The organism is Paraburkholderia sp. CI3 (genome assembly GCF_050436505.1).
In the GTDB taxonomy this organism is placed as follows: Bacteria; Pseudomonadota; Gammaproteobacteria; order Burkholderiales; family Burkholderiaceae; genus Paraburkholderia; species Paraburkholderia tuberum.
The window spans coordinates 1,766,384-1,778,144 of the sequence record NZ_JBNDMI010000004.1 but is presented as its reverse complement, the minus strand read 5'-3'; the positions used below and the strand labels follow the sequence as shown (position 1 = coordinate 1,778,144).

At 66.7% G+C, this 11,761-nt stretch carries 12 protein-coding genes; 4 read left to right on the top strand and 8 right to left on the bottom strand.

Features of this window, described 5'->3' with window-relative positions; genetic code table 11:
- Positions 1 to 8: 8 nt before the first annotated feature.
- Positions 9 to 1,628, bottom strand: a complete 1,620-nt coding sequence (locus OKW29_RS29540; RefSeq protein ID WP_429293569.1) for an efflux transporter outer membrane subunit — start codon at positions 1,626 to 1,628, stop codon at positions 9 to 11.
- 155 nt (positions 1,629 to 1,783) lie between these two features.
- Here OKW29_RS29540 and OKW29_RS29535 point away from each other — a divergent pair, with 155 nt between their 5' ends.
- Both OKW29_RS29535 and OKW29_RS29530 read left to right on the top strand, forming a co-directional pair.
- A complete protein-coding gene (locus OKW29_RS29535) occupies positions 1,784 to 2,722 on the top strand; it encodes a LysR family transcriptional regulator (RefSeq protein WP_429293568.1) in 939 nt (312 codons plus the stop codon).
- A 253-nt stretch (positions 2,723 to 2,975) separates the two neighbouring features.
- Positions 2,976 to 3,128, top strand: coding sequence for a hypothetical protein (locus tag OKW29_RS29530; RefSeq protein WP_167544144.1), 153 nt, complete (start codon positions 2,976 to 2,978; stop codon positions 3,126 to 3,128).
- A gap of 43 nt (positions 3,129 to 3,171) precedes the next feature.
- Here OKW29_RS29530 and OKW29_RS29525 read toward each other — a convergent pair whose 3' ends face one another.
- From OKW29_RS29525 to wrbA, 4 genes are read right to left on the bottom strand one after another with little or no spacing between them, the layout of a single operon-like run.
- A complete protein-coding gene (locus OKW29_RS29525) occupies positions 3,172 to 3,978 on the bottom strand; it encodes a metallophosphoesterase (RefSeq protein WP_429293567.1) in 807 nt (268 codons plus the stop codon).
- A gap of 52 nt (positions 3,979 to 4,030) precedes the next feature.
- Positions 4,031 to 5,449, bottom strand: a complete 1,419-nt coding sequence (locus OKW29_RS29520; RefSeq protein WP_429293566.1) for an FAD-binding oxidoreductase — start codon at positions 5,447 to 5,449, stop codon at positions 4,031 to 4,033.
- A 32-nt stretch (positions 5,450 to 5,481) separates the two neighbouring features.
- Positions 5,482 to 6,087, bottom strand: a complete 606-nt coding sequence (locus OKW29_RS29515; RefSeq protein ID WP_429293565.1) for a DUF2069 domain-containing protein — start codon at positions 6,085 to 6,087, stop codon at positions 5,482 to 5,484.
- A 10-nt stretch (positions 6,088 to 6,097) separates the two neighbouring features.
- Positions 6,098 to 6,700, bottom strand: a complete 603-nt coding sequence (gene wrbA / locus OKW29_RS29510) for an NAD(P)H:quinone oxidoreductase (protein WP_090801006.1) — start codon at positions 6,698 to 6,700, stop codon at positions 6,098 to 6,100.
- Positions 6,701 to 6,842: 142 nt separating this feature from the next.
- On the opposite strand from wrbA, the gene OKW29_RS29505 reads away from it, so the two are divergent.
- Complete coding sequence (locus tag OKW29_RS29505; protein WP_429293564.1) at positions 6,843 to 8,156, top strand: YihY family inner membrane protein; 1,314 nt, start codon at positions 6,843 to 6,845, stop codon at positions 8,154 to 8,156.
- Between the two features lie 34 nt (positions 8,157 to 8,190).
- Here OKW29_RS29505 and OKW29_RS29500 read toward each other — a convergent pair whose 3' ends face one another.
- The 3 genes from OKW29_RS29500 to OKW29_RS29490 all read right to left on the bottom strand — a co-directional run bounded on the left by OKW29_RS29500 (position 8,191) and on the right by OKW29_RS29490 (position 10,945).
- A complete protein-coding gene (locus OKW29_RS29500; protein WP_184006183.1) occupies positions 8,191 to 8,511 on the bottom strand; it encodes an Mpo1-like protein in 321 nt (106 codons plus the stop codon).
- Positions 8,512 to 8,720: 209 nt separating this feature from the next.
- Entirely contained in the window at positions 8,721 to 9,554 is an 834-nt protein-coding gene (locus tag OKW29_RS29495; RefSeq protein ID WP_429293563.1) for an alpha/beta fold hydrolase, read from the bottom strand.
- Complete coding sequence (locus tag OKW29_RS29490) at positions 9,551 to 10,945, bottom strand: O-acetylhomoserine aminocarboxypropyltransferase (RefSeq protein ID WP_429293562.1); 1,395 nt, start codon at positions 10,943 to 10,945, stop codon at positions 9,551 to 9,553. The genes OKW29_RS29495 and OKW29_RS29490 overlap by 4 nt, the downstream gene beginning before the upstream one ends.
- A 272-nt stretch (positions 10,946 to 11,217) precedes the next feature.
- Between OKW29_RS29490 and OKW29_RS29485 the strand changes: the two genes are divergently transcribed.
- Positions 11,218 to 11,685, top strand: coding sequence for a CBS domain-containing protein (locus tag OKW29_RS29485; RefSeq protein ID WP_429293561.1), 468 nt, complete (start codon positions 11,218 to 11,220; stop codon positions 11,683 to 11,685).
- The last annotated feature ends 76 nt before the right edge of the window (positions 11,686 to 11,761 follow it).

Sequence of the window (11,761 nt, the reverse complement as noted above, 5' to 3'; positions counted from 1 at the left end):
GACCTTCCTTACTCGGACGCGGGCGCGTTCGGGGCGCGCGAGGCGGTGGTGGCGGTGATGACTGCGTTGGTCTTGGCGTTGACGTTGGCATCCGCTGTTGCCGTGTCGCTACTCGCCGCGCCGCTCTTGCTCTCGCCGCTGCCCTTGCCATGCGCCGGCAACGTTTCGTTATCCCGCGGACCGTTGGCCGGATCGTCGAGACCGCCGCCGAGCGCCGTCATCAACGACGCATGCGCGCCGAGCCGCTCGGCCTGCACTTTGGCGACGCCTTCCTGCGCGCGCAGCAACTGGTTTTGCGCGACCAGCACGTTCAGATAGTCGCTCAAGCCGCGCCGGTAGCCTTCGCGCGACAGCTCGTAGTTCCTGCGCGCGGCGGCGACCGAGCGGTCGGCGTCGTCGGCCTGGGTGGTCAGCGAACGGATGCGGATCACCTGGTCGGAGATGTCCTTCAGCGCGCCCACGATCGACTGGTTGTAGCGCTCGATGGCCTCGTCGTAGCCCGCCGACGCCGCGCCGAGCTGCGAGCGCAGCCGGCCGCCGTCGAAGATCGGCAGCGTCAGCGCGGGACCCACGCTCCAGCTATGCGACGGACTCTTCAGGAACTGGAACAGCGGCCCCATCGCCGCATAGCCGCCGATCGAGGCGAGCAGGTTGATGTCCGGATAGAACCCGGCCTTGGCGACGTCGATGCCGCGCGCCTGCGCGGCGACCGTCCAGCGTGCCGCGACCACGTCCGGCCGGTGGCCGATCAGATCCGCGGGCAGCGCGGCCGGCAGACCAGCGGGCGCGGCGAGCGACAGCGCCGGGCGCTGGATCGCGTCGCCGGCGCCCGGACCCTTGCCCGCGAGCGCGGCCAACTGATTGCGGCCGAGCGCGATCTTCTCCTCGATCGCATCGATCTGGCGCTCGTACTCGGGCATCGGTGTCTCGGCCTGGCTCACTTCGAGCTGCGTGCCGATGCCGCCCTTCAGGCGCCGGTTCGCGAGGTCGACGATCTGCTGCTGTTGCTGCAGCGTGGCCTTCGCGATGTCGAGCAACGCGTAGTTCAGCGACATCTCGATATAGGTGCGCACGACGTTCGCCTGCAGTTCGAGCTGCGCGGCGCGCGCGTCGGCGGCGCTGGCGTGCGCGAGGTCGAGCGCGCGCTCGGCGGCGTTCTTGTCCTTGCCCCAGAAATCGAGGTGATACGCGAGGCCGAGCGTGCCGGTGTTGTTCCACGACTGCTCGCCCGCGAGCGGCCCCGGACCGTAGAACACGTTGTCGGCCCACTGCTGGCGCTGGATCGACAGGCTGCCGTTGACTTGCGGCGCGAGCGCCGCGCGCGCGACGCCGGCCATCGACGCCGCCTCACGCACGCGCGCCTGGGCGACCGCGAGACTGGGATTGCCGGCTTGCGCGTCCGCGATCCACTGGTCCAGCTGCGGATCGTCATAGGCGCGCCACCAGTCGGCGGCGGGCCACTGCGCGTCGGCGTTGGCGGCGCGGATTGCGTTGCCCGCATCGAGCGACGCAGGATTGATCGTGTGCGTTTGCGGCGCGACGCCTCCGGTACTTGCGCATCCGGCGATTGTTAATAGGATCGTAAGAACCGCGGCTGCGGCGATCCCTTTGGGTACCGGAGACTGCACGATTTCCTCCAAATTTGACTATAGAAGCTTGTGCGCAATTATATTTTTTGATCGATTGCGGAATAACCGGTAATGATGCAAGGCATTTTTACCAGACATGAGACAATCGCCATTGCTGATCGTGTAACAATCGCTGCCGATTTCTGAGGATAGGTATGGACACGCTTCAAAACATGCGCGTTTTCGTCCGCGTCGTCGAAGCGGGCAGCTTCACGGGCGCCGCGCAGCATCTGAATACGACGACGGCCTACGCGTCGCGCGCGGTTTCCGATCTGGAAGCGCATCTGCGCACGCGGCTTTTGAACCGGACCACGCGCCGCATCGCGCTCACCGAAGCTGGCGAGCGCTATCTGCAGCGCTGCGAGCAGATTCTCGCGTACGTGGATCAGGCGGAGGCCGAGGCGAGCGACGCGCACGCGCGTCCGTCCGGCAAGCTCAAGGTGCACGCGATGACGAGCTTCGGCCAGCACTACGTGGTGCCGGCCGTGGGCCGTTACCAGCAGCGCTACCCGGACGTGCATATCGAACTGACGCTCGCGCAGCGCATGCCCGATCTGCTCGACGAAGGCTTCGACGTGTCGCTGACGCTCGCGACCGGCCTGCCGGATTCGGGGCTCGTGTCGCAGCGCCTTGGCAGCGCGTTCAGCATTGCGTGCGCGTCGCCGGCGTACCTCGAACGGCGCGGCGTGCCGCAAACGCCTGCGGACCTCGCGCAGCACACCTGCCTGCAGATGGTGACGCCGGTGAATCCGCCGGACAAATGGACCTTCGACGGCCCGAACGGCGAGGAAGTCGTCTCGCTCGGCGCGGCGACGTTTCAGGTGAACGTGGCCGAGGCGATGGTCGTGGCCGTCGCCCAGGGCATGGGCGTAGCGCTGATTCCGATCTACTCGGCGATCAGCCGTTTGCGCAGCGGCGAACTGGTGTGGCTGATGCCCGGGTACACGTCGCAGCAGATGAATCTGTATGCGCTGTATCCGTCGCGGCAGTATCTCGATGCGAAGATCCGCACGTGGGTCGAATTTCTGCGCGACGAGTTGCCTTCGACGCTGGCGGCGGATCAGGAGGAGTTGCGGCAGTTCGCGCGGACCTGAACGGTCTGCTCGTCATGCATTGACGTTCGAGCGCCACGCGGAGTGCGGCACGCGGAGTGCGGCACGCGGAGTGTGGCACGCGGAGTGGGCACGCGGAGTGACAGCCTGTTACACACGCGCCGCGCCGCAACATTTCTTTACTTCTCCCGCGCAGTCGATTTGTTAACGTGTCGTTCACGCGTCGCCGCTCCGGCCGGACGCGCTGGATTCGGCGCCGTTCGGCGCCTCGCAACCACTGAAGGACGACACACTCATGGATACGCACCTGATGATCGGCTTGGCCGTCATGTTTGGACTGATCGGCGTCGCCGCGTCGCGCGATCTGCTGCGCCGCATGCGCGAACAGCAACCGCAGCTCGTGCCGGTCGAGGTCGAGTCACAGGATGCGCCGCGGCGCGAGCGGTGAGCGGCGGCGGGTTGAGCTGATGCAAGAGGCCCGCTAGCACCCGCTAGATCTCGACGACCTTGTCCCACGCAAACAGCGGATTTTCCCACTGGCGCGTGCGCCGGTCGAAATAGCCGCGCGGATTGCACACGACGCGGGTGCCGTCCACCACGTAGTCGAACGACGTATGCGTGTGGCCATGAATCCACAATGCGACAGGCGCGCGCACGAGCTCGGGCAGATGGTTGACGAAGCCCGCCGACACGCGGTCTTCGGCAAAACGCCCGGCCAGGCTCAGCCGATGCGGCGCGTGATGCGTGACCACGATCGTTTGGCCGGCGAACGGTTTGGCAAGCTCGCTTTCGAGCCACGCGCGCGCATGCCGGTGCAGCGCGAGCGAATCGGCGGGCGTGAAGTCGCGCGCGGCGTCGCGCGGGTCGTGCGGCCAGTTCATCTGGATCAGCCCGCGATAGTCGAGCATGACCCGGCGCGCGGCGACGATCGATTCCTCGATTGCATCCGGCGTCGCGCCGTACAGCGCGAAGTCGGTCCACAACGTCGTGCCGAGCACGCGCCAGCGGCCCTGGCTGTCGACCAGCGCGGCGTTGTTCAGCACATGCACGTTGTCGACCTGCGCGGCCGCGTCGAGCATCGCGCTCTCCAGCGCGCCGAATTCACCGTCGTAGTACTCGTGATTGCCCGGCACGTAGACGACCGGCACGGTGTCGTCGAACGCCTGCGCGGCCCAGCGCGGGCCGGCCGCATGATTGTGGATGTCGCCCGCCAGCACCACGAGATCCGCCTGCGCATGCGGGATCAGTTCAGGCTCGTCGTTTTCCAGATGCAGATCGGACAGCACGCGAATCTTCACGGACGCGACTCCTGCAAAACGCCTGCGCGCCGGATCGCGCAGGCTTCAGATATTAGCGTAGCACCTTGCCCGGATTCATCAGGTTGAGCGGATCGAGCGCCTGCTTGATCGCGCGCATCATCCGCACCTCGACGTCCTGCTTGTAGCGGGCGGCTTCGTCGATCTTCAACTGGCCGAGTCCGTGTTCCGCGCTGATGCTGCCGCGATGCGCATCGACGCTGTCGTAGACGATCCGGTTGATCGGGCTCTGGTACTGCCGCAGAAACGCCTTCGCATCGACGCCCTCGGGCGCCTGCACGTTGTAGTGCAGATTGCCGTCGCCGAGATGGCCGAACGTGACCATGCGCGCGCCCGGTGCGGCTTGCGCGATTGCCGCATCGGTCGTTTCGATGAAGTGGCCGATGCGTGAAATTGGCACCGCGATGTCGTGCTTGATGTTCAGGCCCTCCTCGGCCTGGGCGAGCGGAATGTGCTCGCGCAGATTCCAGAACGCGCGAGACTGCGCGAGGTTTTCCGCCACCACGGCGTCTTCCACGAGACCTTGTTCGAGCGCGGTTTCCATCAGCCCCTCGAACAGCGTGCGCGCGTGCACTTCGCTTTCGCTGTCCGACAGTTCGAGCAGCACGACCTGCGCATGTGGTTCGGCGAACGGATAACGCATCTGCTCGAAATGCCGGCCGACGAGGCGCAGGCAGAAATCCGACATCAGTTCGAAGCCGGTCAGGAGCGGCCCGGCGACGCGTTGCGTGAGCGCGAGAAAATCGAGCGCCGCATGCGGCGAAGCGAGCGCGGCGAGCGCGGTGACGCGCGCGGCCGGCTGCGGATGCAGCTTGAGCACCGCCGCGGTGATCAGGCCCAGCGTGCCTTCCGCGCCGATGAACAGGTCGCGCAGATCGTAGCCGGTGTTGTCCTTGCGCAGCCCGCGCAGGCCGTCCCACAGTTCGCCTTGCGGCGTCACCACTTCGAGGCCGAGGCATAGCTCGCGCGTGTTGCCATAGCGCAGCACGCCGGTGCCGCCCGCGTTGGTCGACAGATTGCCGCCGATCGTGCAGCTGCCTTCGGCGGCGAGGCTCAGCGCAAACAGACGCCCGGCCGCTTCGGCGTGCTTCTGCACGTCGGCGAGGATCACGCCGGCTTCGACCGTGATCGTGTTGTTGTGCGGATCGATGTCGCGCACGCGATTCAGGCGGCGCAGGCTGATGACCGCCTGCGCGCCGCTCGCGTCGGGTGTCGCGCCGCCCGCGAGGCCGGTATTGCCGCCCTGCGGCACCAGCGCGACGCAATGTTCGACCGCGAGCCTGACGAGCGCGGCGGCTTCCGCGGACGTGGCCGGGCACAGCACCGCGCAGGCCGCGCCGGTGTAGCGGCGGCGCCAGTCGGTCAGAAAGGGAGCGGTGTCGTGCGGATCGGTCAGTACGTAAGTCGCGCCGATGGCGTCGCGGCAGGCGGCGAGAAAAGCGGTGTGGGTCATGTGGATCGGTTGACGGTGTTGGGGCTTGGGCCTCAGGCGGGCGGGGGCGGTTCGCTGGCGGCTTGCTTTGCAGCCTGATTTGCAGCCTGATTTGCAGCCTGCTTCGCGGCCTGTTTCGCGGCCTGTTTCGCGGCTCGTTTCGCCGCGCGCTTGAACGGTCCGACATACGCGAGTGCGCAGGTGAAGAAGATCATGGCGAGCGCCGCTTGAAGCCAGCCGAGCCGCGCGCTCAAGCCATGATCGCTCCAGCCACGCACGACGCCTTCGGCGAAATACAGCAGGATCAGCATCGACGCCCATTGCATCGTGTAAAGCCGACGTCGCCACACGCCCGGCAACGCGGAGAGTAGCGGCAACGCTTTCAGCACGAGCAGCGAGCCGCCAGAGCGCAACGGCGCGAGCCACCATTCCCATGCGACGGCAAGCACGATCATCGAGACCAGTGTGAAAGCGGCGACGAGCGCGGCGGCAGCTTTGGGTTGCACGGGCACGACGGTCGTAGATGCCGACGCGTTGGCCGCGAGGCTTGCGGGCGCCGCGTTCGCGTGGCCCCCGGAGTTCGTGGCCGAGAGTTCAGCGCCACCCGCGTCACGACGGGCGTCATCGCGTTCGGTGGGTTGCGGATCCGGTTCGTTCACGGCTTTACGCTCACGGCCTTTCGGACATCGACGCCGCCGTGCGCCCAACGCGCGCACCAAGCGCAATCGCCAGCGTCCGTTCGTCGGCGGAGATGCCATGGCCGGTCGTGCCCGCGCGCGCGTAATGCGACGCGCCGTACGGCGTGCCGCCGGTCTGCGTGGTGGACAGCGCGCTCTCCGTGTATGGAATGCCGACGATCAGCATGCCGTGATGGAGCAGCGGCAGCATCATCGACAGCAGCGTGGATTCCTGGCCGCCGTGCAGGCTGCCGGTCGACGTGAACACGCAGGCCGGCTTGCCCGACAGTGCACCGGATAGCCACTGCGGCGTGGTGCCGTCGAGAAAGTATTTGAGCGCGGCCGCCATGTTGCCGAAGCGGGTCGGCGAACCGAGCGCGAGGCCCGCGCATTCTTCGAGGTCGCGCAGCTCGACGTACGGTGGTCCTTCGGTGGGAATGTCCGGCTCGCTCGCCTCGCAAACCGTGGAAACCGCCGGCACGGTGCGCACGCGCGCCTGCATGCCGGGGACGCTGTCGACGCCGTGCGCGATCGCCAGCGCGAGCTCGCGGGTGGCGCCGTGACGGCTGTAATAAAGCACGAGAATGTCTTTCATAGGCCTCATCATTGAACAGGTATTATAGGGGTTCGGTCAGTTGCACAGGCCGTACATAGCCGTTCGGCCAGGCGCTTCGGCCAAACGCCGTGCGGAGTTCCCGCAGTCCCGGTCTGACGGTTCAGCAAGCAAGGAGGCAGGTTTGTTGGTTAGGGTGCGTTTCGATCTCGACACGCTCAAACGGCTCGCGCAATTCGCGGCGCAACGCATCGGCGAGGACCGGATTCCGCAGGTCGCGGGCAGCCTGACGTTCACGACGATGCTCGCGCTCGTGCCGCTCGCCACCGTCGCGTTTGCGCTGTTCACCGCGTTTCCGATCTTCAGCTCGTTCCAGGTGTCGCTGCAGTTTTTTCTTGCCGACCACCTGATGCCCGCGCAACTGAACGATCAGATCTTCAAGTATCTGAACCAGTTCGCATCGAAGGCCAAAGGGCTGACCACGATCGGCATGATCATCCTGTTCGTCACCGCGGTGATGACGATGATGACCGTCGAGTCCGCGTTCAATGTGATCTGGCGCGTGCGCAAGGCGCGGCCCGTCGCGCAGCGCATTCTCGTGTACTGGGCGATCATCACGCTCGGTCCGATCCTGATCGGCGTGAGCCTGTCCATCTCGTCGTATGTGTTCACGCAATCGATGTCGTTTAGCGCCGCGCAGCGCATCACACCGCTGATCGCATGGGCGCTCGCGAGCGCCTCGCTGCCGTTCACGATGCTCGCGTTCACGATCCTTTACGTTTATCTGCCGAACTGCCGTGTCGAATGGCGCGACGCGGTGGTCGGCGGCGTGATCGCCGCGCTCGCGTTCGAGCTCGCCAAGCGCGGCTTCGGCTACTACGTGCGCCGTATTCCGACCTATACGGCGGTGTACGGCGCGTTCGCCGCGGTGCCGCTGTTCCTGGTGTGGATGTACCTGTGCTGGTTCATCACGCTGACCGGCGCGATGATCGCATCGGCGTTGCCGGCGATTCGCATCGGTCAGTTTCACCGCCCTGTGTTCTATGGCAGCAATCTGTTCGATTCGCTCGAATTGCTCGCGCGGCTGTGCGAGGCGCGTGAGGGCGGCAGACGCGGCTACACGATGCCCGAGCTTGCTCGGATGCTTCGCCGCGACAAGGATACGACGCTGATGCTGTTGCAGCGTCTCGAGGAGATCGAGTGGATCGCGCGGCTGGAGGAGGACCATACCGACCCGCACTTCGTGCTCCTCGCGAACCCGGCGCAGGTGACCGTGCAGCGGCTGTACGACCTGTTCGTGATCGACCGCGCGGAGCTTACGTATCAGCTCGAACTCGACTCCACACGCGTGGACGGCGGCATGCTGCTCGCCGCGCTCGACAACGACCAGCTGAAGGTGACGCTTGCCGCGTTGCTCGCCTCGCGCGCGGCGGCACGGACGGCGCGACCCGGCGATGGCGAGCGCGCGGCGGCTTCGATGCCGCACCAGGCAGCGTGATAGGGCGGCCAGACTTCGAGCCGCCCCGATAAAACTACAACGAAATCTTCCCCACGCAGATGTCCTTGAACATCACCCAGTCGCCCATCAGGCTGTAAAACGGATGACGGAAGGTGGCAGGCCGGTTCTTTTCGAAGAAGAAATGGCCGACCCACGCGAAGCCGTAGCCGCACACCACGGCCGCCGGCAACCATAGCCAGTCGCCGGTGGCGAGCGCCATCGCGAGGCAGCCAATGACGCCGAGCGAGCCGACGAAATGCAGCCGCCGCGACACGAGATTGCGATGCTCGCTCAGGTAGTACGGATAAAACTCCGCGAAGTTCGCGAAGTGATCGGTATGTGCTGTATGAGCCATGACGGCCTCCGGAGGCTGAAAAAGACAGCTTCAATCATTCTCCGGCGATCGCCTGCCTGGCGCAACCTGGCCATTCGGCAGATGGCGCGGCGGGTTCGGCGTGGGTATCGTGGTCGTTCGATAGTGATTCGGTGGCGATTCGCAACGGCATTCCCGACGGCCGCCCGCGGAGCGCCGAGGCGCGCGGCGAGCGGCCATCGCGCGCGCCTTCAGCCCGCTTCGTGCGGCGGCCGCGAAGCGAAGCCGTACAGCGCATCGAGCGTCGCGTCGGGTTGCTCGGTCATCAACGCGTGGCCCGCATCGAGCGTGACGGTGTCGACCGGCGTGCCCGCCTGCGCGAGCGCATCGGCAAGCGCTTTCGCCGCGCGCGGCGGCGTCATCGCATCGCGCCGGCCAACGATCAGGCGCGTGGCACAACGCACCTGCGCCGCACGAGCGTGGCCGTGCGCATAGGTATGGCAGGCGGTGAAGTCGGTGTGGAACAGATGCGGCTCGCCGCTGGCGGACACGTGCTCCATCAGCCGCTGGTTCATGCCGTGCAGCCAGAAACCGGGGCCGGGGCACGAGGGCTTCGCGGCGAGCGTCGAATGCGACCACTGGTTGACCATGCCGATTGCCTCGGGCTCGCGATTGAGCGCGGCGTCGAGCAGCGCGTCGGAGACCGTCATCGGCAGCGCGGTGGCGAGCAGCGCAAGATGCGTTGCGCGCTGCGGATAGCGGCCGGCGAAGTCGAGCGCGATCAGCGAGCCCATGCTGTGACCGGCGACGAACGCACGCGTGACGCCCACGGCGTCGAGCAGCGCAGCGAGCCAGTCGGCCAGCGCGGCGATGCTGGCGAGCGCGGGGCCGGCGCTGCGTCGGTGGCCCGGCAGATCGACCGCGAGCACGCCGAAGCCGTGATGCGCGAAGTAGCGGCTTTGCAGCGCCCACACGCTGTGATCGTGCTCGGCACCGTGGATGAACACGGCGCTTGGCAGGCTCGCTTCGAAGGGTTTGCCGCCGGTGTAGGCGTAGGCCGGTTTGCCTTGAACGGTGACGATCATGCGGACTCCGGGCGGGCGGGGGTGCTCGTGGCGGCGGGCGCGGCAGTGGCGGTCTGTTGTGAGGCGCTGCTCGGCGTTGCGGTACGACCGCCGCTCGCCGGTTGCGCGGTTTTTTGCGCGGCCTTCAGCGCGCGCTTGAGATCGTCGATCAGGTCATCCGGATCTTCGAGCCCGATCGACAGACGGATCGTGCCTTCGGTGATACCGGCCGCGGCGAGCGCGGCGGCATCCATGCGGAAGTGCGTCGTCGATGCCGGGTGAATCACCAGCGAGCGCGCGTCGCCGACGTTCGCGAGGTGCGAGAAGAGCGTGAGCGCTTCGATGAAGGCGCGCCCGGCCGCGCGGTCGCCGCGCAGGTCGAAGCTGAACACGGCGCCCGCGCCGCGCGGTAGCAGCCGCCTGGCGAGCGCGTGGTCGGGATGCGTCGGCAACTCGGGATAGGCGACCGATTCGACCGCCGCATGACCGGCGAGAAACTCCACCACGCGCCGTGTGTTGACGACGTGACGCTCCATGCGCAACGGCAGTGTCTCGATGCCTTGCAGCAGCTGCCACGCGGCCTGCGGATGCAGGCACGCGCCGAAGTCGCGCAAGCCTTCCCGACGCGCGCGCAGCAGGAACGGCGCGACGGTGCTTTCCTCGGCGAATACCATGCCGTGGAAACCGTCGTACGGCTCGGTGAATTCGGGAAAGCGGCCGGAAGCCTCGAAGTCGAACGTGCCGCCGTCGACCAGCACCCCGCCGATCGTCGTGCCGTGGCCGCCGAGAAACTTGGTCGCCGAGTGGTAGACGAGGTCGGCGCCGTGCTCGAAGGGGCGCAGCAGGTAGGGCGTCGTGAAGGTCGAGTCGACCAGCAACGGCAGGCGGTGCGCGTGCGCGATCTGTGCGAGCGCGGCGATGTCGAGCACGTCGAGGCCCGGATTGCCGAGCGTTTCGCCGAATAGCAGGCGCGTGTTGGGGCGCAGCGCGGCGCGCCACGCGTCGAGGTCGCCGGGCTTGACGAAGGTCGTCTCGATACCGAAGCGTCGCAGCGTGTAATGCAGCAGATTGTGCGAGCCGCCGTACAGCGCGCTCGACGCGACGATGTGCGAACCCGCGCCCATCAGCGTCGCGATCGCCAGATGCAGCGCGGCCTGGCCGCTCGCGGTGCCGATCGCGCCGGCGCCGTTTTCGAGCGCGGCGACGCGCTCCTCGAACACGGCGACGGTCGGATTCGAGATGCGCGAGTAGACGTGGCCGGCGCGTTCCATGTTGAACAGCGCGGCGGCATGATCCGAGTCGCGGAACGAAAACGACGTGGTCTGGTAGATCGGCGTCGCGCGCGCACCGGTGGCAGGGTCGGGGGCTGCGCCGGCGTGCAGCGCAAGCGTATCGAAACGGTTGGCGGACATCGTGGGCGGCGGGCCGCGAGCGGCCTCGCGAAAGATCGGGGTGGGCGGCCATCCTACCATTGGCGCGCGCCGCTTCAAGCGCGGTTTTCCCGCGGGTTCCTGCGGCTCGTGCCGGGAGCGGGGCATGCTCGCAGTCTGGAAGTCAGACGAATTCGAGTCTCCGAAGCCCGCCGCGCCTTGGCTGGCGGGCCGCTTTCCTTTTATGGGCCTTTCCGATAGGATCGAAAAAACATTTCATGCACTGCAAGATTGGCGGTATCAGGAGATAGATCATGCGAGTCAGCGACATTCTTAAAGTCAAGGGCAATACCCTTTTTACGGTCACGCCGGATACCACGCTGCATGACGCCGTCAGTACCATGGCCGAGCACGACATCGGCTCGCTCGTCGTGATGGAGTACGGCGACCTCGTCGGCATGCTGACGTTTCGCGAAATCATTCTGACCTTGAGCGAGAACGGCGGCAGCGTCGGCACCTCGACGATCCGCAAGGTGATGGACGACCATCCGCTCACCTGCACGCCCGAAACCGACGTCAACGAAGTGCGCCGCATGATGCTCGAGCATCACGTGCGCTATCTGCCCGTCATGGAAAGCCGCACGCTGATGGGCGTCATCTCGTTTTACGACGTCGCGAAGGCGGTGGTCGAGGAGCAGGGGTTCGAGAACCGCATGCTGAAGGCCTATATCCGCGACTGGCCGGAAGAGCAGGAAGGACAGGACCAGCAGCCGGCGCGTTGATGCGCGTGGCTCGAAGGTCGCGCTCCGGCCGTCGCCGCGAGCGCGAATCCGCCGACAGGGCGCGCGCGCAAGCGGG